This is a genomic window from Klebsiella sp. K5-45, from assembly GCF_030128605.1.
Taxonomy (GTDB): domain Bacteria; phylum Pseudomonadota; class Gammaproteobacteria; order Enterobacterales; family Enterobacteriaceae; genus Klebsiella; species Klebsiella quasipneumoniae.
This window is the reverse complement of record NZ_JAKUZW010000015.1, coordinates 61,632-83,793: the sequence shown is the minus strand read 5'-3', so window position 1 is coordinate 83,793 and position 22,162 is coordinate 61,632. Positions and strand designations below refer to the sequence as shown.

The 22,162-nt window shown below is 57.4% G+C and carries 20 protein-coding genes; 4 read left to right on the top strand and 16 right to left on the bottom strand.

Annotation, left to right across the window (positions count from 1 at the left end):
• Positions 1–156: 156 nt before the first annotated feature.
• The 4 genes from hemG to pepQ are packed head-to-tail and all read right to left on the bottom strand — an operon-like array spanning position 157 to position 4,147.
• Positions 157–699, bottom strand: a complete 543-nt coding sequence (gene hemG, locus MKS11_RS24190; RefSeq protein WP_004886722.1) for a menaquinone-dependent protoporphyrinogen IX dehydrogenase — start codon at positions 697–699, stop codon at positions 157–159.
• Between the two features lie 11 nt (positions 700–710).
• Positions 711–2,162, bottom strand: coding sequence for a Trk system potassium transporter TrkH (gene trkH, locus MKS11_RS24185; RefSeq protein WP_004886724.1), 1,452 nt, complete (start codon positions 2,160–2,162; stop codon positions 711–713).
• A gap of 39 nt (positions 2,163–2,201) precedes the next feature.
• Complete coding sequence (locus MKS11_RS24180; protein WP_004886726.1) at positions 2,202–2,816, bottom strand: IMPACT family protein; 615 nt, start codon at positions 2,814–2,816, stop codon at positions 2,202–2,204.
• Positions 2,816–4,147, bottom strand: a complete 1,332-nt coding sequence (pepQ, locus tag MKS11_RS24175; RefSeq protein WP_004886728.1) for a Xaa-Pro dipeptidase — start codon at positions 4,145–4,147, stop codon at positions 2,816–2,818. The genes MKS11_RS24180 and pepQ overlap by 1 nt, the downstream gene beginning before the upstream one ends.
• A gap of 191 nt (positions 4,148–4,338) precedes the next feature.
• On the opposite strand from pepQ, the gene fadB reads away from it, so the two are divergent.
• Positions 4,339–6,528, top strand: coding sequence for a fatty acid oxidation complex subunit alpha FadB (gene fadB, locus MKS11_RS24170; protein WP_043521010.1), 2,190 nt, complete (start codon positions 4,339–4,341; stop codon positions 6,526–6,528).
• 9 nt (positions 6,529–6,537) lie between these two features.
• On the top strand, positions 6,538–7,701 hold the full coding sequence (gene fadA / locus MKS11_RS24165; protein ID WP_004886733.1) for an acetyl-CoA C-acyltransferase FadA: 1,164 nt from the start codon (positions 6,538–6,540) through the stop codon (positions 7,699–7,701).
• Between the two features lie 193 nt (positions 7,702–7,894).
• On the opposite strand, the gene fre is transcribed toward fadA, so the two are convergent.
• Complete coding sequence (gene fre, locus MKS11_RS24160) at positions 7,895–8,596, bottom strand: NAD(P)H-flavin reductase (RefSeq protein ID WP_004886735.1); 702 nt, start codon at positions 8,594–8,596, stop codon at positions 7,895–7,897.
• A gap of 49 nt (positions 8,597–8,645) precedes the next feature.
• On the bottom strand, positions 8,646–10,121 hold the full coding sequence (gene ubiD, locus MKS11_RS24155; RefSeq protein ID WP_004886738.1) for a 4-hydroxy-3-polyprenylbenzoate decarboxylase: 1,476 nt from the start codon (positions 10,119–10,121) through the stop codon (positions 8,646–8,648).
• Between the two features lie 178 nt (positions 10,122–10,299).
• Here ubiD and rfaH point away from each other — a divergent pair, with 178 nt between their 5' ends.
• Positions 10,300–10,788 carry a transcription/translation regulatory transformer protein RfaH gene (gene rfaH, locus MKS11_RS24150; RefSeq protein ID WP_004886742.1) on the top strand — a complete coding sequence of 163 codons (489 nt, stop codon included), beginning with the start codon at positions 10,300–10,302 and terminating at the stop codon, positions 10,786–10,788.
• On the opposite strand, the gene tatD is transcribed toward rfaH, so the two are convergent.
• The 9 genes from tatD to udp form a co-directional block, all read right to left on the bottom strand.
• Positions 10,785–11,576 (bottom strand): 3'-5' ssDNA/RNA exonuclease TatD, encoded by a 792-nt coding sequence (gene tatD, locus MKS11_RS24145; protein WP_064190082.1) that lies wholly within the window; start codon positions 11,574–11,576, stop codon positions 10,785–10,787. The genes rfaH and tatD overlap by 4 nt on opposite strands.
• Positions 11,577–11,619: 43 nt before the next feature.
• Positions 11,620–12,399 carry a Sec-independent protein translocase subunit TatC gene (gene tatC, locus MKS11_RS24140; protein WP_004886745.1) on the bottom strand — a complete coding sequence of 260 codons (780 nt, stop codon included), beginning with the start codon at positions 12,397–12,399 and terminating at the stop codon, positions 11,620–11,622.
• Between the two features lie 2 nt (positions 12,400–12,401).
• The gene (gene tatB, locus MKS11_RS24135) at positions 12,402–12,926 is read right to left on the bottom strand and encodes a Sec-independent protein translocase protein TatB (RefSeq protein WP_017899386.1); all 525 of its coding nucleotides are present in this window, start codon (positions 12,924–12,926) and stop codon (positions 12,402–12,404) included.
• Between the two features lie 3 nt (positions 12,927–12,929).
• Positions 12,930–13,181 carry a Sec-independent protein translocase subunit TatA gene (gene tatA / locus MKS11_RS24130; protein ID WP_002883425.1) on the bottom strand — a complete coding sequence of 84 codons (252 nt, stop codon included), beginning with the start codon at positions 13,179–13,181 and terminating at the stop codon, positions 12,930–12,932.
• Between the two features lie 129 nt (positions 13,182–13,310).
• Positions 13,311–14,951, bottom strand: a complete 1,641-nt coding sequence (ubiB, locus tag MKS11_RS24125; RefSeq protein WP_017899387.1) for a ubiquinone biosynthesis regulatory protein kinase UbiB — start codon at positions 14,949–14,951, stop codon at positions 13,311–13,313.
• Positions 14,948–15,553: an SCP2 domain-containing protein gene (locus MKS11_RS24120; protein ID WP_004886750.1), complete on the bottom strand. Its 606-nt coding sequence runs from the start codon at positions 15,551–15,553 to the stop codon at positions 14,948–14,950. The genes ubiB and MKS11_RS24120 overlap by 4 nt, the downstream gene beginning before the upstream one ends.
• A gap of 13 nt (positions 15,554–15,566) precedes the next feature.
• Positions 15,567–16,322 carry a bifunctional demethylmenaquinone methyltransferase/2-methoxy-6-polyprenyl-1,4-benzoquinol methylase UbiE gene (gene ubiE / locus MKS11_RS24115; protein ID WP_004886751.1) on the bottom strand — a complete coding sequence of 252 codons (756 nt, stop codon included), beginning with the start codon at positions 16,320–16,322 and terminating at the stop codon, positions 15,567–15,569.
• 70 nt (positions 16,323–16,392) lie between these two features.
• On the bottom strand, positions 16,393–17,841 hold the full coding sequence (gene rmuC, locus MKS11_RS24110; RefSeq protein ID WP_004886754.1) for a DNA recombination protein RmuC: 1,449 nt from the start codon (positions 17,839–17,841) through the stop codon (positions 16,393–16,395).
• A gap of 133 nt (positions 17,842–17,974) precedes the next feature.
• Positions 17,975–18,736 carry a uridine phosphorylase gene (gene udp, locus MKS11_RS24105; RefSeq protein ID WP_002883419.1) on the bottom strand — a complete coding sequence of 254 codons (762 nt, stop codon included), beginning with the start codon at positions 18,734–18,736 and terminating at the stop codon, positions 17,975–17,977.
• Positions 18,737–19,008: 272 nt separating this feature from the next.
• Here udp and MKS11_RS24100 point away from each other — a divergent pair, with 272 nt between their 5' ends.
• Positions 19,009–19,821 carry a dienelactone hydrolase family protein gene (locus MKS11_RS24100; RefSeq protein ID WP_004886756.1) on the top strand — a complete coding sequence of 271 codons (813 nt, stop codon included), beginning with the start codon at positions 19,009–19,011 and terminating at the stop codon, positions 19,819–19,821.
• Positions 19,822–19,879: 58 nt separating this feature from the next.
• On the opposite strand, the gene metE is transcribed toward MKS11_RS24100, so the two are convergent.
• A complete protein-coding gene (metE, locus tag MKS11_RS24095) occupies positions 19,880–22,144 on the bottom strand; it encodes a 5-methyltetrahydropteroyltriglutamate--homocysteine S-methyltransferase (protein WP_087771343.1) in 2,265 nt (754 codons plus the stop codon).
• Positions 22,145–22,162 lie beyond the last annotated feature (18 nt).

Below are 22,162 nucleotides of genomic sequence, written 5' to 3'. Positions count from 1 at the left end.
TTTCTCTGCGAGGTTCTCACCGGAACCCCGCTGACCCGGCGGCTTGCTTGCCGTTGTTCCGTGTCAGTGGAGGCGCATTATAGGGAGTAATTCCGAGGTGACAAGGGGAAATGCAAAAAAACTTTTCGTTCGCTCGCTTTTCCATCAAGACGCTGTTTAAACGCCCGGTTTGCTGATCATTTGCGCGATTTCTCGGGCAAATCGGGAGACCTGTTGCCAGTCGGTATAGACCACTTCTTTACGGGTATCCGTTTCGCCCCCGGTCATTTTCATAATCAGGCGGATCATAAACCGATCGTACCAGCGGTAACGCGGGTAACGTAGCGCCCCGGCAAACACCGCGCAGCTCTGCGGCTGCCAAGGCGAGTTGAGCAGAAACTTGCGCGTATAGCTATTGGTCTGCGGCGTGCGCTTCTCGGGTTTGCGCGCAACCAGGTTCACCGAAAAGAATGCCCCCGGCAGCGCCTGCAATGCTGCCAGGTGCTTTTTCACAAAGCGGTCCACCGCCGGATGAAAGTGTCCGTAGCGAATCGATGCGCCAATCACCACGCGATCATAATGATGCCATTCCACGTTATCGGTACGGTTCAGATTCAGGGTATCCGCATCGATACCCAGCTCTTTCAGCTCAGAGGCGAGAAACGAAGCGATTTCACGGGTCTGCCCGTCGCGGGTGGAAAAGAGAATTAAAGTTTTCACGAGCACTCCTGTTATTCGCGCCAGAAAGTGGGAGTAAAGAGCACCAGTAAGGTGAACACTTCCAGACGACCAAACAGCATATTAGCAATCAGGATCCATTTCGCGACCGGGTTCATGGTGGCAAAGTTGTCCGCGACGACGCCGAGCCCAGGCCCGAGGTTGTTCAATGTCGCCACCACGGAGGCGAAAGCAGAGAAGTCATCCACCCCGGTGGCGATAATAGCCAGCATACTTATGATAAAGACCAGCGCATAGGCGGAGAAGAATCCCCACACCGCTTCCAGAATACGTTCCGGCAGCGCGCGGTTACCTAATTTAATGCTATACACCGCATTCGGGTGAACCAGACGCTTAAGCTCACGGTTGCCCTGCTTGAACAGCAACAGGATACGGATCACCTTTAAGCCACCGCCCGTGGAGCCAGCGCAGCCGCCGATAAATGCGGAGCACAGCAGCAGCACCGGCAGGAACAGCGGCCAGCGCGCAATGCTATCGGTGGTGAATCCTGCGGTGGTCGCCATCGACACCACCTGGAAAAACGCCTGATTCAGCGTCGTCAGCACCGAGCCGTACACGTTATGAAGCCATAGCACCAGCGTACAGACGATGACCAGCGTCAACTGGACGCCAATGAACATTCGAAACTCAGGGTCGCGCCAGTACACCTTCAGGCTGCGTCCGCTCAACAACGAAAAATGCAGACCGTAGTTACAGCCGGAGATCAGCAGGAAGATGGCAATGATGGAGTTGATCATCGGGCTGTTGAAATAGCCGACGCTGGCATCGTGAGTCGAGAAACCGCCGATAGCGATGGTGGCGAAGCTGTGCCCTATCGCATCGAAGGCCGGCATACCGGCAAACCAGAGCGCCAATGCGCAGGCGACCGTTAGTAACACATAGATAAGCCACAATGTCTTTGCCGTCTCGGCGATGCGCGGGCGCATCTTGTTATCTTTCAGCGGGCCGGGCATTTCCGCGCGGTAGAGCTGCATTCCCCCGACGCCGAGGATAGGCAGAATGGCCACCGCCAGCACAATGATCCCCATGCCGCCGAACCACTGCAGCATCTGCCGGTAAAAAAGGATAGCGTGCGGAAGCGAGTCCAGCCCCACCAGGGTGGTCGCCCCGGTCGTCGTCAGGCCGGAAAATGATTCGAAGAAGGCATCCGTCACCGTCAGGTTCGGCTGTTCGGCGAATATAAAGGGCAAGGCCCCTACGCTACCCAGCACGGTCCAGAACAGCACCACGATCAGAAACCCTTCACGAGATTTCAGTTCGCCCTTTTGCTTACGGTTCGGCCACCACAGCATGGAGCCGATCGCCAGAGCGACAAAAAAAGTTTGAGTGAAGGCCCGTCCCGCGCCATCGCGATATATCAGGGCCACTAATCCCGGGACGATCATTGTCCCCGAGAATAAGATGACCAGCAGTCCAACGATTCGGGTTATGGCGCGAAAATGCATCTCTGGCGCTTCCTTTGATAGGCAAAAAAACAGAGGGGATTATTCGTTAATCTTCAGTAATTGCAATGAACCGCGACTAAAATCAGCCAGTTTTGCTGAAAAAGCCGCCACTTCGGCCTGGGGAAGCGCCACGCGCAGCCGAACCGACGCCAGATATTCGCTTTCAACGACATTCCCGGAAAATTGGGCGAGCAACGCTTCAACGCCGGCCAGTTGCCCATATTCACATTGCAAAGTATATGCCGTTAACGGCGTCTTGCGCAGCGTCGTCAACTGCGCCAGCGCCTGATGGACACCGCCGCCATAGGCTTTCACCAGGCCGCCGGTGCCCAGCAGGATACCACCGTAATAACGTACGACGACAGCGGTTATCTCACCGACGCCGCTACCCATCAACTGCGCCAGCATCGGTTTACCCGCCGTTCCCGCCGGTTCGCCATCGTCTGAGAACCCAAGCTGTTGCGAATCATCAGGCGGTCCGGCGACCCACGCCACGCAGTGGTGGCGGGCATCGGGGTGATCCGCTCTGACCGACTCGACAAAGGCTTTCGCCGCCGCCACGCCGTCGGTATGCGCCAACAGCGTGATAAAACGGCTCTTTTTGATCTCCTCAACGACGGAAACTGGCGCCGCCGGGATTAACCAGCTCTCCATTAGGCCAGCTTCAGGTCGCGCGTCATGTTTTCGATACTGTTTTCGTGAACCACCACGTTATCTTCGATACGGATCCCGCCGAATGGCTTCATGGCGTCAATTTTTTGCCAGTTGAAGTGCTTGCTGAACGGGCCTTCACGCCACGGCGCCAGTAACGACTCGATAAAGTAGATGCCGGGTTCAATGGTCAACACCATCCGCGGCTCGATAATACGGGTGCAGCGCAGATACGGGTATTTCGCTGGCGCCGCCAGATGCGTACCGGAGTCGTCTTGCATAAAGCCAGCAACATCATGCACCTGCAGACCCAGCGGATGACCAATCCCGTGCGGCATAAATGGCCCGGTCAGATCGTTCTCCACCATCGCCTCTTCGCTCATGTCAGTGACTAACTGGTGTTTACGCAGCAGCTTCGCAATACGCTGATGGAACTGGATATGGTAATCAACGTAGCGCGTCCCGGCTTTCATGGTGCTAATCAGCGCCAGCTGCTCGTCGTTAACGTCTTTAATCAGATGGGCGAAATCGTTATCGCCGTGTGCCGCCCAGGTCCGCGTCAGATCCGCGGCATAGCCGTTATATTCCGCGCCGGCGTCGAGCAGAAAGCTGCGCATCTCCGCCGGAGCGCGATGGTCCAGTTTGGTGTAGTGCAGGACGGAAGCATGCTCGTTCAGCGCCACGATGTTGCTGTAAGGCACGTCGGTATCGCGGTGACCGGTGGCGGTAAGATAGGCCTGGTTGATATCGAATTCGCTCATCCCGGACTGAAAAGCCTCATAGGCCGCACGATGACCATTCACCGCCGACTTCTGCGCTTCACGCATACAGGCCAGCTCGTAATCGGTTTTGTAAGCCCGGTAGTAATGCAGATAATCGATAACCCCTTTCGGGTTGATCTTATCCGCGGCGATTCCCAGGCCCAGCGCGCGCTCCGGCACCGGCCCGATATAGCCAATATTACCGCGAGCGGCAGGCAGTTGGCTGCCGATGCCATCGGCCTTCGGCAGCGCGACCACATCGACCTCTTCGGTCCAGAACGAGGTCGGCAGCGGCTCAACGTTATGCCAGTAATCAACCGGCAGATAGAACCACAGCTTCGGTTTATTCACACCGTCCACCAGCAACCAGCAGTTAGGCACCTGAGTCACCGGCACCCAGGCTTTGAACTGCGGATTGACCTTGAACGGGTATGGATGGTCATCAAGGAAGACGTTAACCAGCTCGCCGGAGTGAATCAGCAGAGCATCCATCTGAAAACGGGCCAGGACGTCGCGGGTACGTTCTTGTAGGGTAACAATATGATTTTTATAGAGCGCGGCCAGGGATTCCATCTTTTGTCCTTTGCTTTTATGGGATCGTGATACTCCGCATCTTAGCACATCGACCTGCGTGCGGGTGATTTCCGCCGGATGTGATCCGACCAGCAATTATTTAAAGAGTAATTTGCAATTCTTTAACATAAATTCCACACTCCGTTTCATCTGGTATGACCAGATCATATTGCTGGATTCAGGAGACTGACATGCTCTACAAAGGCGACACCCTGTACCTCGACTGGCTGGAAGATGGCATCGCCGAACTGGTGTTCGATGCCCCAGGTTCGGTCAACAAGCTTGATACCGCAACCGTAGCCAGCCTCGGTCACGCGCTGGATGTACTGGAAAAACAAAACGATCTCAAAGGCCTGCTGCTGCGCTCTGAAAAAGCGGCGTTTATCGTCGGCGCGGATATCACTGAATTCCTCTCTCTGTTCCTGGTCCCTGAGGAGCAGTTAAGCCAATGGCTGCATTTTGCTAACAGCGTCTTCAACCGTCTGGAAGATCTTCCCGTCCCCACTATCTCTGCCGTCAATGGTTACGCGCTGGGCGGCGGTTGTGAATGTGTCCTGGCGACCGATTACCGCCTGGCGACGCCGGATCTGCGCATTGGTCTGCCGGAAACCAAACTCGGCATTATGCCAGGCTTCGGCGGCTCAGTTCGTTTGCCGCGTCTGCTCGGCGCCGACAGCGCGCTGGAGATCATTGCTGCCGGGAAAGATGTCGGCGCCGAGCAAGCGCTGAAAATCGGCCTGGTGGATGGCGTGGTCGCTGCGGAAAAACTGCGCGACGGCGCGCTGGCGATCCTGCGCCAGGCGATTCAGGGCGACCTGGACTGGAAAGCGAAACGTCAACCGAAGCTGGAGCCGCTGAAACTCAGCAAAATTGAAGCGACGATGAGTTTCACCATCGCCAAAGGCATGGTCGCGCAAACCGCCGGGAAGCATTATCCGGCGCCTATCACCGCGGTGAAAACCATCGAAGCCGCTGCGCGTCTTGGTCGTGAAGAAGCTCTGGTGCTGGAAAATAAAAGCTTTGTCCCGCTGGCTCATACCAACGAGGCCCGCGCACTGGTCGGTATCTTCCTGAACGACCAGTACGTCAAAGCGAAAGCGAAAAAACTGACCAAAGATGTCGAAACACCGAAGCATGCTGCCGTACTGGGCGCTGGCATTATGGGCGGCGGTATCGCATACCAGTCGGCCTGGAAGGGCGTGCCGGTGGTGATGAAAGACATTAGCGACAAATCGCTGACCCTTGGGATGACCGAAGCGGCGAAGCTGCTGAATAAACAGCTGGAACGCGGCAAAATTGACGGTCTGAAGCTGGCCGGAGTCATAAGCACCATTCAGCCGACGCTGGAGTATAGCGGTTTTGATCGCGTGGACGTGGTCGTTGAAGCGGTGGTGGAAAACCCGAAAGTGAAGAAAGCGGTACTGGCGGAAACCGAGGCAAAAGTGCGCCCGGATACCGTACTGGCATCCAACACCTCAACGATCCCCATCAGCGAGCTGGCCAGCGTTCTGCAGCGCCCGGAGAACTTCTGCGGCATGCACTTCTTTAACCCGGTGCATCGCATGCCGCTGGTTGAAGTGATTCGCGGCGAAAAAACCTCGGATAAGACCATTGCCAAAGTGGTGGCCTGGGCCAGCAAAATGGGCAAGACGCCAATCGTGGTCAATGATTGTCCCGGTTTCTTCGTCAACCGCGTGCTGTTCCCCTACTTCGCCGGATTTAGCCAGCTGCTGCGCGACGGGGCGGATTTCCGCAAAGTCGACAAAGTGATGGAGAAACAGTTTGGCTGGCCGATGGGCCCAGCTTATCTGCTGGACGTGGTCGGCATCGATACCGCGCACCATGCTCAGGCGGTCATGGCGGCGGGCTTCCCGCAGCGGATGCAGAAAGATTATCGCGACGCTATCGACGCCCTGTTTGACGCCAACCGTTTCGGGCAGAAGAACGGCCTCGGCTTCTGGCGCTATAAAGAAGACAGCAAAGGTAAGCCGAAGAAAGAAGAAGATGCTGCCGTCGACAGCCTGCTGGCCGACGTCAGCCAGCCGAAGCGCGATTTCAGCGATGAAGAGATTATCGCCCGCATGATGATCCCGATGGTTAACGAAGTCGTCCGCTGCCTGGAAGAAGGCATTATCGCCAGCCCGGCGGAAGCGGATATGGCGCTGGTATACGGCCTCGGCTTCCCTCCGTTCCACGGCGGCGCCTTCCGCTGGTTGGATACCATCGGCAGCGCGAAGTATCTCGATATGGCGCAGCAGTACCAGCACCTTGGGCCGCTGTATGAAGTCCCTGCCGGTCTGCGAGACAAAGCGCGCCATAACGAAGCGTATTATCCCCAGGTAGAGCCAGCCCGTCCGGTTGGCGCTCTGAAAACGGCTTAAGGAGTCACAATGGAACAGGTTGTCATTGTCGATGCTATTCGCACCCCGATGGGCCGTTCAAAGGGCGGCGCATTTCGCCACGTGCGCGCGGAGGACCTCTCCGCGCACCTGATGCGCAGCCTGCTGTCGCGCAACCCGTCGCTTGAGGCAAGCGCGATAGACGATATCTACTGGGGCTGCGTACAGCAAACCCTCGAGCAGGGTTTTAACATCGCCCGTAACGCGGCGCTGCTGGCGGAGATCCCGCATTCGGTACCGGCAAACACGGTTAACCGTCTGTGCGGTTCTTCCATGCAGGCGCTGCACGATGCCGCACGCATGATCATGACCGGCGATGCCAGCGTCTGCCTGATTGGCGGCGTGGAGCACATGGGCCATGTGCCGATGAGCCACGGCGTCGATTTCCACCCGGGCCTGAGCCGTAACGTGGCAAAGGCGGCAGGGATGATGGGGCTGACCGCTGAAATGCTGGCGCGTCTGCACGGCATTAGCCGGGAAATGCAGGATCAGTTCGCCGCGCGCTCCCACGCCCGCGCCTGGGCTGCGACCCAGTCCGGCGCATTCAAAGCCGAGATTATCCCCACCGGCGGCCACGATGCCGATGGCGTACTGAAGTCCTTTAACTATGACGAAGTGATCCGCCCGGAAACCACCGTCGAGACGCTGTCTACCCTAAGGCCGGCGTTTGACCCGGTGACCGGTACGGTAACGGCGGGCACCTCTTCCGCCCTTTCCGATGGCGCGGCGGCGATGCTGCTGATGAGCGAAAGCCGCGCCCGCGAACTGGGTCTGAAGCCACGCGCCCGCGTCCGTTCGATGGCGGTGGTCGGCTGCGACCCGTCTATTATGGGCTATGGCCCGGTTCCCGCTTCGAAGCTGGCGCTGAAAAAAGCGGGCTTATCCACCAGCGATATCGACGTCTTTGAAATGAATGAGGCCTTTGCCGCGCAGATCCTGCCGTGCATTAAAGATCTGGGCCTGATGGAGCAGATCGATGAGAAGATCAACCTCAACGGCGGGGCGATCGCGCTCGGTCATCCGCTGGGTTGTTCCGGGGCGCGTATTAGCACCACGCTGATTAATCAGATGGAGCGTAAAGATGCCCAGTTCGGCCTCGCCACCATGTGCATCGGCCTGGGACAAGGGATCGCCACCGTGTTTGAGCGGGTGTAAATTTACAAAAGGATATCTCACAGCCAATGGCGTCAGAACAAGGCGGCAAGCGAGCGAATCCCGATGAGCTTACTGAAGTAAGTGATTCGGGTGAGCAAGCGCAGCCAACGCAGTGATGACGTCATTGGCGAAGAGAGACAGTTTAGTTGCCGTTCTTCCCGCCTGTCAGGGGCGGGTTTTTTATTTGCAGATATCAGATAAAGGCAAACGCGTCGCCAAACAGGCGATCTTCGCGCGCGCCGCGTTCGTTGCAGAACAGGTCGCGAGCAATCTTAGCCATCTCGAAACGCCCGGCAATATAGATATCGTGATCGGCCAGGGTACCGTAATCCTGCAGCACCGCGGTCAGCACGGTGCCGGAACGCCCACGCCAGCCCTCTTCCGGCTGCTCAACCACCGGCTCGATGCGCAGATTTGGATGCTTGACGCTCAAGGCTTCCAGCTCGGCCAGATCGTACAGATGTTTGGTCTCGCGACCGCCCCAGTAAATCGCGATATCGCGCTGAGGATTGCGTGACAGCGCGGTGAGCAGAATAGAACGCACATAAGAGAAGCCGGTACCGCCGGCAATCAAAATCAGCGGGCGGTCTTCATCTTCACGCAGCCAGGCTTCGCCATGCGGAATATCAACCTCAATTTCACGCTCTTTCAGGATGCGATCCATGACCGCCATCGCGTACAGATTGAGCTCCGAGGCGCCGATATGCAGTTCGATAAACTCCTGTTCCGCCGGCGTGGAGGCCATGGAGAATGGGCGTTTGTCGCGCTCATCCATTACCACCATCAGATACTGGCCAGCGCGGAAAGAGAATGCCGCTTCCGGTACTAATCGAACACGATACACGGTATCGGTAATCGCCTCCACCGAGGTCACTTTACAGCTTAAGGTTGTCATGCGTCCCCTCTGTCGGGTCTAAAGAGCAAAACAGCGGCGTTAGCCCCGCTTACTGTTGTTTAAAGATGGCCAGATCATCCCAGATGGCGTCAATGCGCGCCGTGACGGCAGGATCTTTTTTGATTGGGCGACCCCATTCACGCTGGGTTTCGCCAGGCCATTTATTGGTGGCATCCAGCCCCATTTTTGAACCCAGGCCGGAAACCGGCGAGGCAAAATCCAGATAATCAATTGGCGTATTCTCTACCAGTACCGTATCACGAGCCGGGTCCATACGGGTAGTGATCGCCCAAATCACATCGTTCCAGTCGCGGGCGTTAACATCGTCATCGCAGACAATCACGAATTTGGTGTACATAAACTGGCGCAGGAACGACCAGACGCCCATCATCACGCGCTTGGCATGGCCTGCGTACTGTTTTTTCATCGTCACCACCGCCAGGCGGTAGGAGCACCCTTCCGGCGGCAGATAGAAATCGACAATTTCCGGAAACTGTTTCTGCAGGATCGGGACGAAGACTTCATTCAGCGCCACGCCCAGCACCGCAGGCTCATCCGGCGGACGGCCGGTATAGGTCGAATGATAAATCGCGTCTTCACGCTGGGTAATATGGGTGACCGTAAACACCGGGAACTGGTCTACTTCATTGTAGTAGCCGGTATGGTCGCCATACGGACCTTCCGGCGCCATCTCCCCGGCCTCGATATAACCTTCCAGCACAATCTCTGCGCTGGCAGGCACCTCAAGATCGTTCGAGACGCATTTCACCACTTCGGTTTTGGTGCCGCGCAGCAGCCCGGCAAAGGCATATTCCGACAGCGTATCCGGCACCGGGGTCACTGCACCAAGAATGGTCGCCGGGTCGGCGCCGAGTGCCACAGAAACCGGGAAGCGTTCCCCCGGACGCGCCGCGCACCACTCCTGGAAATCCAGCGCGCCGCCGCGATGAGACAGCCAGCGCATAATCAGTTTGTTTTTGCCAATCAGCTGCTGGCGATAAATCCCCAGGTTTTGCCGCTCTTTGTGCGGCCCACGGGTCACCGTCAGCCCCCAGGTGATCAGCGGCGCGGCATCTTCCGGCCAGCAGGTCATAATCGGGATTTTCCTCAGGTCGACGTCATCGCCCTGGATGATTTTTTGCTGACAGGGGGCGCCGCGCAGACGTTTGGTGGGCATATTCAGCACTTGCTTAAACTGCGGCAGCTTATCAAACAGATCGCGGAAACCTTTGGGCGGCTCAGGCTCTTTCAGAAAGGCTAACAGCTTACCCACCTCGCGCAGCGAACTGACGTCCTCCTGACCCATCCCCAGCGCCACGCGCCGCGGCGTGCCGAACAGGTTGCACAGCACCGGCATGGTATAGCCTTTCGGATTCTCAAACAGCAGCGCAGGACCGCCAGCGCGCAGGGTGCGGTCGGCAATTTCGGTGATTTCCAGGTGAGGATCGACCGGCAGAGTGATACGTTTTAGTTCGCCCTGTTGTTCCAGGAGTGTCAGAAAGTCGCGAAGATCGTGATATTTCATGAAAGTGTTATTGACCTCTCTACAGGCGGCTAATTATACGGTGTTCAACGGCGAGATGCTGTAATTTTGTTAAATTAGCGTGAAAGAACGCTGAAATTTGGATTTCAATTATAATGGCTTTCGCGATTACACCAGCCATTTGTTATGCTTGCCGTTATTAGAAGTGGAATGAGTCATTATGCAAGCCTGGTACTTACTGTATTGCAAACGTGGGCAGCTACAACGAGCCCAGGAACATCTGGAACGTCAGTCAGTTAACTGCCTGATGCCGACGATTGCGCTGGAAAAAATCATTCGCGGTAAACGCACCATGGTCAGCGAACCGCTGTTCCCGAACTACCTGTTTATTGAGTTCGATCCAGAGGTGATTCATACCACCACCATCAGCGCCACCCGCGGGGTTAACAACTTCGTGCGCTTTGGCGCCCTACCCGCTATCGTCCCCTCGGCGGTCATCCACCAGCTCTCTATCTACAAACCGGAAGGCATTACCGACCCGGAAACGCCGCATGAGGGCGATAGCGTACTGATCACCGACGGCGCGTTCGAAGGCTTACAGGCTATCTTTACCGAGCCGGACGGTGAAGCACGCTCTATGTTGCTGTTAAACCTGCTGAATAAGCAAGTCCTGCAGAGCGTTAAAAACACCGATTTCCAGAAAATCTAAGTGCCGTTAACGTCGACGCCAAACAGCGCCCTGACGTTGGCGTCCGTTTGCATCTCAAGCCACTGCGCCTCCTCGCCCCGCCAGGCCGCGACGCTGGCCAGGATATGCGGCAAATACGCGGGCTCGTTACGACGCGAGGCGGGTTTCGGCTTGAGGTCGCGCGGCAGCAGATAGGGCGCGTCAGTTTCCAGCAGCAGACGTTCCGCCGGGATCGCCGGCAATAGCGCTCGCAGCTCGAGCCCTCGCCGCTCATCGCATACCCAACCGGTAATACCGATAAACAGCCCCAGATCCAGACATTCCTGCACCTCGCTGCGGCTGCCGGTAAAGCAGTGCAGCACCGCGCCCGGGATCTTCCCGAGCCAGGGTTTAAGCAGCGCCAGAAACCGGTCGTGGGCGTCGCGGCAGTGTAAAAACACCGGCATCGACAGCTCGGCGGCCAGCGCCAGCTGGGCACTAAACGCCTCCTCCTGCTCCTGGGGCGTGGAAAAATTACGATTAAAATCCAGACCGCACTCCCCTATCGCCACCACCTGCGGCTCGCGGGCGAGGGCATAAATCGCCTCGGCGACCGCTGGCGTCCAGCTGCTGCCGTCATGGGGATGAACCCCCGCCGTGGACCAGCAGCCGGCGTAATGACTCGCCATTCTCTGCGCCTGCTGGCTCTCCGGTAAATTTGTGCCGGTCAGCAGCATGCCGTGAACCCCTGCCGCCCGGGCGCGCGCCACCACCTCATCATGGTCGCGGGCAAACTGTGAACTGGTCAGATTAACGCCGATATCAAACATGATCGCTCCATATGACAACCGCCCTGACGGGCGGTTGGCGGTATTACTCTTCTCTGTGCTCAGCGGCTTCAGCTTCGGCCGCGGCATCGTCATCACGCGTCAGGCGCTTCCCGGTGTAGAAGCGGGCGAAGAACACCCCGACTTCAAACAGGCAGTACATCGGAATAGCCAGCAGCGTCTGCGAGAACACGTCCGGCGGCGTCAGCAGCATCCCCACCACGAAGGCGCCCACCAGCACATACGGCCGTTTTTTGCGCAGCTCTTCCGGCGTGGTGACGCCCATCCAGCAGAGCAGCACAATAGCGACCGGCACCTCAAAAGAGACCCCGAACGCCATAAACAGCGCCATCACGAAGTCGAGATAGCTGCGGATATCGGTCGAGACCAGCACCCCCTCCGGGGCAGCATGGGTCAGGAAGCCGAACGCCAGCGGAAACACGACAAAATACGCGAAAGCCATGCCGATATAGAACAGCAGCGTGCTGGAGACCAGTAAGGGCACCACCAGCCGGCGCTCATGCTTATACAGCGCCGGCGCGACGAAGGCCCATACCTGATACAGAATAATCGGCACCGACAGGATCACCGACACCATGAAGGTCAGCTTTATCGGCGTAAAGAAAGGTGAAGCGACATCGGTGGCGATCATCGTCGCGCCTACCGGCATCTTGCTGATAAGCGGGGCCGAGACCAGCTGATAGATATCATTGGCGAAATAGACCAGCGCCAGGAAGATCACCAGGATAGCAATGATGCTGTTGAGCAGACGCTTGCGCAGCTCAATCAGATGCGAAATTAGCGGTTGTGTATCGTCTACGCCCATGTTTACGGTTTATCACTCGATGCGGGGGAAGAATGGGGGGCAGCCGCCGTAGCGGTTGTTTTCTCTGCCGGTGAAGCGGGTTGCTCGTCGGCCACGGGATCCGGCGCATGAACCGGAGCGCTGGCGTGATGTTCTGCCGTCGCCGGCGTGATGTCCTGCCGCTGCGCTTCGCTGCCTTTCACCACCGGATTATGGATGGTATTCGCTTCGTCACTGGCCTTTTCCGGGTCGTGGGCGCTATAGGAGCGCTTCATCGACTCCGCGGCCTCGCGCAGCTCATCCATGGAGGCTTTCAGCTCCGGCGTCAGGTTATTCAGGCTGGCCTTTTCCACCTTCTTGAGGCTCTCCTGGAACTCCTGCAGTTTTAGCTCCTGAGCCAGCTCATTCTGTACCGTGGTCGCCAGCGACCGTAGCGTACGGATCCAGCCAACCACCGTTTTAACCGCGACGGGAAGCCGCTGTGGCCCCAGAACGATGAGGCCAATCACAAACACCAGCAGTAGTTCACTAAAACCAATATCGAACACGAGTTACACCTGCTCTTTGTCGTGGCGTTTTGTCTCGTCTTTTTTTGCATCATCCTGTTTATCGGCGATAGTTTTCGCCGTGAAATCTGCGTCTGGCGCCGACTTTTCAGGTTTATCATCATCACTCATGGCTTTTTTAAAGCCTTTGATGGATGCCCCTAAGTCTGACCCCAGTGAGCTCAGCTTCTTCGTCCCGAAAAGCAGAACTACGATGACGACAACAATTAATAACTGCCAAATACTGATACCACCCATACACGTTCCCCTATGACAGATGATGAATTATGTGGACGCATTATACACGCCATCCTGCCAGCCGCCTCGCCGTCAGGCCACCGGCATGATTTTGCGCAAATAAGCCTGCGTCATGAAGAGGCGAACCGATCAGCGGGTTTTTCGCCAGCCAATCAGCCAGGTCACGATACCGCCGGCCATCAGCCAGCCGGGCATCATTCCCCACTCAGGGCGATGGATAAAGAGCAGCGTACCACTGAGCAATAAAACCGCGCCTATACCAAACAGATAGCGGGATTGGCCCTGGCGCACATGACGCACATGCATATCCCGCACGATAGTATCGACGCTGGTCTGCAGCTGTTTGCTCTGCTGCAGGCTCTGATACACCAGCTCAGGTATTTCAGGCATTCTTTCGATCCAGAACGGCGCTTTGTCTTTAAACGCGCGCACCAGCGCCGGAATACCGACCTGATCTTTGATCCACGACTCAAGGAAAGGCTTCGCCGTTTTCCACAAGTCTAACTGAGGATAGAGCTGCCGGCCTACCCCTTCTACGTAAAGTAATGTCTTCTGTAGCAAAACAAGCTGCGGCTGGACTTCCATATTGAAGCGCCGCGCGGTGTTGAACAGATTTAGCAGCACGTGGCCGAAGGAGATTTCCGCCAGCGGCTTCTCAAAGATGGGCTCGCAGACCGTGCGGATCGCGAACTCAAACTCTTCAACATTGGTGTCCGGCGGAACCCAACCGGAGTCGACGTGCAGCTCGGCAACCTTACGATAATCACGGTTGAAAAAGGCGATAAAGTTTTCCGCCAGATAGCGCTTATCTTCTTTGTTCAGCGAGCCGACAATGCCGCAGTCGATGCCAATATACTGCGGATCTTCCGGGTGCTCGTAGCTGACGAAGATGTTGCCAGGGTGCATATCGGCATGGAAAAAGCTGTCGCGGAACACCTGGGTGAAGAAGACCTGCACACCCCGCTCCGCCAGCAGTTGCATATTGGTTCCCTGAGCCTCGAGCGCCTCCACGTCGGAAACCGGAATGCCGTAGATGCGCTCCATCACCATCATGCTTTCGCTGCAGTAATCGGGGTACACTTCCGGCACATACAGCATCGGGCTGTCTTCGAAATTACGCCGCAACTGAATGGCGTTGGCGGATTCCCGCAGCAGGTTCAGCTCGTCCAGCAGCGTTTTTTCATACTCACGAACCACCTCCTGCGGGCGCAGACGTCGGCCGTCAGGCAGCAGTCGCGGCACCCAGCGCGCCAGGCGGTAGATGAGCTTCATGTCCGCTTTAATGATCGGCAAGATATCCGGGCGGATAACCTTGATCACCACCTCTTTGCCGCTCTCTTTCAGACGCGCGGTATGCACCTGGGCGATAGACGCCGAGGCTAACGGCTCAACGGAGAAATCATCAAACCAGGCCTCCACCGGCAGGCCACCCATCGCTTTTTCTATCTGCTGCTGCGCAAGCTTCCCTTCAAAGGGCGCCACGCGGTCCTGCAACAGCGCCAGTTGATCGGCAATATGCGGAGGAAAGAGATCCCGCCGCGTGGAAAGCATCTGGCCGAATTTAATCCACACCGGCCCCAGCTCCTGGAGCGCCAGCCGCAGACGGGCGCCAAGAGGTTGATCCTGATGGCGGTTTGGCATCCAGAAGAGCATCCGCCGCCAGATACGCAGCGGCAGCGTGATCCGCATTTTGGGGATAAGCTCATCGAGCCCGTAGCTCAAAAAGGTGTGGATGATGAAATACAGGCGCCGTAATTCTCCTGGCGTCATTTGCCCTCCAGCGTTTCCAGCCGTTTTTCCAGTGCGGCCAGCGCGCGTTCAATAGCCGTCGTCTCTTCAGCAAACCAGGCCAGCTCCAGCGGCCCCGGTGCCAGGCGCCACTCTTCAGTGATCGCTTCAGCGACATAACGCTGCTGGCGCTGCGCGCCCTTCAGTAAAAACTGAGCGCCGCCGCGGAGGACTTTACCGACGCCTTCGGCCACGATGTCACCGGTATAAGGCGCCAGCAGCTCAGCGGGATCGAACTCTGCCAGATCGCACAGGGTGACCATGTTCTGCACCACCTGCAGATCGCCCTGCACTTCCAGCTCGCCGCTACGGATAAGCGCCGTCAGTTGTTGACGGTTGCGTAGTTTTGGCAGCACGCTGAGCCGGGTAATCACAGTGCAGTCAGCCTCTCCGTCCCAGGCGCTCAGAACATCAACCTGGCGTTCACTGAACACCAGCACCACGGGCGTAGCGAAATCCTGCAGCTGTACCCGCAATACCTTGCCCAGCAGGCGCTGGCGGGCGGGTTTTAGCGCTTTGTCGCGCCAGAGGAAAGTATTTAGCGCCGTTTCAATGCCAGCGGTCACCAGGGGTGTGAAAGGCATAGCGTCCCTCCTGTCAGAACTTGTAACCGCGATGCAAAGCAACGATACCCGCCGTCAGGTTGTAGTAGTCCACGCTTTCGAAGCCTGCATCCTGCATCATCCCTTTCAGGGTTTCCTGGTCCGGATGCATACGAATAGATTCCGCCAGGTAGCGATAGCTGTCGCCATCTTTTGCCACCAGCTCGCCCACTTTCGGCAGGATATGGAAGGAGTAAGCGTCGTAGGCTTTGCTCAGCGGTTCGATAATGGGTTTAGAAAACTCCAGCACCAGCAGACGTCCACCCGGCTTCAGCACGCGGTACATCGAGCGCAGCGCTTTCTCTTTGTCGGTCACGTTACGCAGACCGAAAGAGATGGTGATGCAGTCAAAGGTATTATCAGCAAACGGTAGGGCTTCCGCGTTGGCCTGAACATACTCAACGTTACCCACGATGCCGATATTGCGCAGCTTTTCGCGGCCCATTTTGAGCATTGAATCATTGATATCAGCAAGCATAACGCGGCCGGTTTCCCCTACCAGACGGGAAAACTTAGCCGTCAAATCACCGGTCCCCCCCGCCAGATCCAGCACGGTCTGCCCGCGACGTACGCCGCTGCAGTCGATGGTGAAACGCTTCCACAAACGATGGATACCAAACGACATCAAGTCATTCATCACATCATACTTTGCGGCGACAGAATGGAATACATGCGCCACCATGTCTGCTTTCTGCTCTTTAGCGACCGTCTGAAAGCCAAAGTGCGTCGTTTCTTGTGAATCCTCAACCATCTTTATGCCTGCTTGCTTTTCAAGAAAATGTTCACTGAGTGTATCAGACTCAGCGCATTTCCCATACGTTTCAGCGTGGCGGAGCCGCCTCCCGGCTACGCACCGGCTCGGCAGAGTCGGGTGAAAATGCCTCATTTTCCGGCAGGTTATCCTCCTCTTCGAGACGATATTGATCGTCCTGAGCAATGGCTTGTTCAACTAAATCAGGATTAATCCCGCGCTTGACCTCCACGCCCAACCCGCGAAAAGCCTCCGCCTGGGCCAGAAGATTACCGCGCCCGGAAGCGAGCTTTTTCATCGCCTGGCGATAGTTCTCTTGCGCTTTATCCAGACTCTGGCCGATAGCGGACATATCGTCCACAAACAGGCGCATTTTGTCGTAAAGGCGCCCCGCCCGCTCGGCGATCTTCTGCGCGTTGCGGCTTTGGTGCTCATAACGCCACAGATTGGCGATGGTGCGCAGGGCCACCAGCAGCGTCGTCGGGCTAACCAGCATAATATTATTTTGCAGCGCCTCGCTGATGAGCTCGGGCTGACGGTCGATGGCCAGCAGGAATGCCGGCTCGACGGGAATAAACATCAGCACATAGTCGAGGGAGCGCAGGCCTGGCAGTTGCTGATAATCCTTGCGCCCCAGCAGGCGAATATGATTTCGCACCGAAGCAAGGTGCTCCTGCAGCGCGACTTCGCGGGTGTAGTCGTCCTCGGCGTTGAAATAACGCTCATAGGCGACCAGGGTCATTTTGGCGTCGATAACCACGTCTTTACCCTGCGGGAGGCGCACGATGACGTCCGGCTGCATCCGCGAGCGGTTGTCGGTCTCGATGCTGACCTGGGTTTGGTACTCATAGCCTTCCCGCAGGCCGGAGGCCTCCAGCACGCGGGTGAGAACCACTTCCCCCCAATTGCCCTGGGTTTTGTTATCGCCCTTCAGCGCTTTGGTCAGGTTCAGCGCCTCCTGCGCCATCTGCGCGTTCAGCTGCTGCAGGTTACGGATCTCATGCGCCAGGGTGTGCCTTTCTCGCGCCTCCTGACCGAAGCTCTCCTGCACCTGCCGGCGGAACCCGTCCAGTTGTTCGCGCAGCGGTGTCAGCAGGCCATGCAGGCTCTGGCGATTTTGCTCATCGACGCGTCGGTTGCTGTGTTCGAAAATGCGGTTGGCGAGGTTTTCAAACTGCTCGCTCAGGCGCTGCTCGCTGTTCACCATCTGGCGGATCTTATCTTCCGCATGCAGCTGGGTGGATTCGAGCCGGGTGGTAACCTCACGCAGATCGGCCTCCAGCGAGGTATTGATATCCCGCAGGCTGCGCAGCTCGTTGTTCAGCAGCTCGCACTCTTCACGCCAGTGGGCTTCCTGTACCAGTTGCTGACGGGCAGCGCTCAGCTCAATATCCAGCTCTCGCCGCTCCTCGATAAGATCGGCCCGAATTTGATCGGCGCGCGCTTTGGTCGCCAGCCAGCCGACGATTAACCCGGCAGCCAGTGCGATAACCGCGCTGATAATAATGGAGAGATCCACGACGCCCCCTGCGATAACCTGATGACACAAAATAGAATTGTGCTGTACAAACGTCCAGTTTAAAAGGAATTTCCTGCGAGAGGCGACGCAAAAAAAAGGCCGGAGGATCCGGCCTGAAGGGAAAGCGGTTTAATTACAGCAGACGGCGCGCCGCTTCGACGACGATTTTCACCGCGTGGCTTTCGGTTTGCTTCATGGTTTCGGCGTTAGGGATCTCTTGCTGCGTACGGTTAACGATAACCCCAGCCACCATCCCGGCGCGCAGGCCCTGGCTGGCGCACATGGTCAGCAGCGTAGCGGATTCCATTTCATAGTTCATCACGCCCATCGCCTGCCACTCTTCCATAGAGCCTTTGAAGCGGCTCACCACGCGACCGGAGAACGTGTCGTAACGCTCCTGGCCCGGGTAGAAAGTATCCGAGGAGGCGGTCACGCCGATATGGGTGGTGGCGCCAATGGATTTCGCCGCTTCCACCAGCGCGGTGGTGCAGGCGAAATCTGCGACGGCCGGGAATTCCATCGGCGCGAAGTGCAGGCTGGCGCCGTCCAGACGCACGGAGGCGGTGGTGACCAGCACATCGCCAACGTTGATGTGCGGCTGAATGGCGCCGGTGGTGCCAATGCGCAGGAAGGTACGTACGCCAAGCTGCGCCAGCTCTTCCACAGCGATAGACGTAGACGGGCCGCCGATGCCAGTGGAGCAGACGATCACCGGTTTGCCGTCCAGCTCCGCGCGCCAGGAGGTAAATTCGCGGTGGGATGCCAGCTTAACCGGCTTATCCATCAGCGCGGCGATCTTTTCCACACGCTCCGGATCGCCAGGGACGATAGCCAGCGTAGCCCCTTGTAAATCGTTCTTGGTGAGGCCGAGATGAAAAACATCAGACTTGGACATAAAAAACTCCTCTGTGGGTCGAATTATCAGCAGAAGCAAAACGGTACTGTACAGAAGCCCCAGGCAACATTTTGTGATGATAGTCACCAAGAACAATAATGATTGCAGTTGTTTTTCAGTAAATAGTGATACACATCACATTAACAAGTTATATTCATCGTCACAGAACAAAAGATAGCCGCTTTCAGGCACTGTGCTTTATTACCGCCCGAACTAAAGGTAAAGGGTCTATAGTTACTGATGCGCTAATAAATAAGGGTACGGAGAATACCATGACCACCACCAAGCAACCTGGATTCGCACCTGCAGCCTCGCCGCACGCCGCAACCGCCGTTCATACGCCGGAAGAGCATATTGTCGCCGGAGAGACCTCTATTCCCTCTCAGGGGGAAAACATGCCGGCTTACCATGCCCGTCCGAAAAACGTCGATGGCCCATTGCCGATCGTCATCGTGGTACAGGAAATTTTCGGCGTGCATGAGCATATTCGCGATCTTTGTCGCCGCCTGGCGCAGGAGGGCTATCTGGCTATCGCGCCTGAGTTGTACTTCCGTCAGGGCGATCCGAATGAGTATCACGATATCCCAACCCTGTTTAAAGAGCTGGTTACCAAGGTGCCGGACGCGCAGGTGTTGGCGGATCTCGACCACGTCGCCAGCTGGGCGGCGCGTCATGGCGGCGATGCCCATCGTCTGCTGATCACCGGCTTCTGCTGGGGCGGACGCATCACCTGGCTGTATGCCGCACATAACCCGCAGCTTAAAGCGGCAGTGGCCTGGTACGGCAAGCTGGTGGGAGAAAAATCGCTGAATTCGCCAAAACATCCGGTGGATATCGCCGTCGATCTCAACGCCCCGGTGCTCGGCCTGTACGGTGCGAAAGACGCCAGCATTCCGCAGGACACCGTCGAGACGATGCGTCAGGCGCTGCGGGCGGCTAACGCCACAGCGGAAATCGTGGTCTATCCCGAAGCCGATCACGCCTTTAACGCCGACTATCGCGCCAGCTATCACGAAGAGTCAGCCAAAGACGGCTGGCAGCGAATGCTGGCCTGGTTTGCGCAGTATGGCGGAAAAAAAGGGTAATCGCCCAAAGCATGAAAAAAGGAGGCAAATGCCTCCTTTTTGATTTTTCCGGTGACGATCAAGCGGACTGGCGCAGATTCCGCGCCGCTTGCACCATATTCGCCAGCGCGGCGCGCGTCTCCGGCCAGCCGCGGGTTTTCAGGCCGCAGTCCGGGTTGACCCACAGCCGCTCCGCCGGGATACGCTGCGCGGCTTTTTCCAGCAGCGCTTCGATCCACTCCACGCTCGGTACGTTTGGCGAGTGAATATCATATACTCCCGGCCCGATCTCATTGGGATACTCGAACACTTCGAACGACTCCAGCAGTTCCATGTCGGAACGCGAGGTTTCAATGGTGATCACGTCAGCATCCAGCGCGGCGATGGAGTCCATGATGTCGTTGAACTCGCAATAGCACATGTGGGTATGGATCTGAGTATCGTCTTTGGCCACCGCAGCGTTAAGACGGAAGGCTTCCACACCCCACTGCAGATAGGCATCCCAGTCGCTGCGCTTCAGCGGTAAACCTTCGCGCAAGGCTGGTTCATCAATCTGGATGATGCCGATACCGGCCGCCTCCAGATCCGCCACTTCATCACGCAGGGCCAGCGCAATCTGTTTCGCGATGGTTTCACGGCTGACGTCTTCCCGCGGGAAGGACCAGCACAGAATCGTCACCGGTCCAGTGAGCATCCCTTTCACCGGCTTGTCGGTCAGCGACTGCGCGTACTTCGCCCATTCGACGGTGATCGCCTGCGGACGGCTGACGTCGCCGATCACCACCGGCGGCTTCACGCAGCGGGAGCCATAGCTCTGCACCCAGCCGTTTTGCGTGAAGATGAAACCGTCCAGATGTTCACCGAAGTATTCCACCATATCGTTCCGCTCGGCTTCCCCGTGCACCAGTACGTCTAATCCTAACCGCTCCTGCTCGACGATCGCCTGCTTAATATGTTCCGCAATGCCGGTACGATAATGACTGGCGTCAAGATTTCCCTTTTTGAAGTCCAGGCGCAGGCCGCGGATCTCGGTCGTCTGCGGGAATGACCCGATGGTGGTGGTCGGCCAGGCCGGCAGGTTAAAGCGTTGACGCTGTGCCTGAGCGCGAACCTCATAGGGGCTGGCGCGCTGGCTGTCCTGAGGAGTGATCGCCGCCAGCCGTTTTTCCACCGCCGGGTTGTGTACCCGAGACGAATGGCGACGAGCATGGACTGGCGCGCTCCACTCGGTAATCGCCGCCGTATCGCCGCTGTTCAGCGCATCGCGCAACAGCGCCAGCTCACCGCATTTTTGCAGAGCGAAGGCAAACCAGCTCTTCACTTCCGCATCAAGGCGCGTCTCCACGCTCAGGTCGATCGGGCTGTGCAGCAGAGAGCAGGATGAAGCGACCCACAGCTCGCGCTTACCGACGAGGTCTTTAATTTGCGCATACTTTTCGGCGAGATCGGCGCGCCAGACGTTACGCCCGTTGATCAGGCCGGCGGACAGCAGCCAGTCGGCCGGCAGACGTTTATGCAGTTCGGCGACATCATCTTTACCGTGGACCAGATCGACGTGCAGCCCCTGGACCGGTAGCGCAGCAATGGTCTCGAGATTGTCGCTAACGCCTTCAAAATAGGTGGTCAGCAGCAGTTTGACCTGGCCCTGCAGGGCGTCATAAGCCGGTTTAAAGGCCTCCAGCCACGCTGGCGGCAGCTCCAGCACCAGCGCCGGTTCATCAATCTGCACCCACTCAATGCCGCGCTTCGCCAGTTCGGCCAGCACCTGCTGATAAACCGGCAGGATGGCATTCAGCAGGCTCAGACGGTCAAACGGTTCGCCTTTCACTTTGCCCAGCCACAGATAAGTCACCGGCCCCAGCAGCACGGGCTTGATCTTGTGGCCCAGCGCCAGCGCTTCGTCCACTTCATCCAGCAGTTGGGTCCAGGTCAGTTTGAACTGCTGGCCCTGCACGAACTCCGGCACCATGTAGTGATAGTTGGTGTTGAACCACTTGGTCATTTCCGCGGCGGCCGCTGGCTCGCCGGTGGGCGCGCGGCCGCGGCCAATGCGGAACAGGGTATCGATATCGACAGAGCCGTCTTTGTTCTGATGACGAGCCGGCACGTTGCCAAGCAGCAGGCTGGTGGTCAGAACATGGTCGTACCAGGCGAAATCGCCCACCGGCAGCAGGTCAATACCGGCCTGCTTCTGCTGCTCCCAGTGACGGGCGCGCAGATCCCGGCCTACCGCCAGCAGCTCCTCGCGAGTGGCATTGCCCGCCCAGTAGCTCTCTTGCGCTTTTTTCAGCTCGCGACGCAGGCCAACGCGAGGAAAACCGAGGGTGTGGTTAATAATTGTCATTTTTGTTCCTCTCTTATT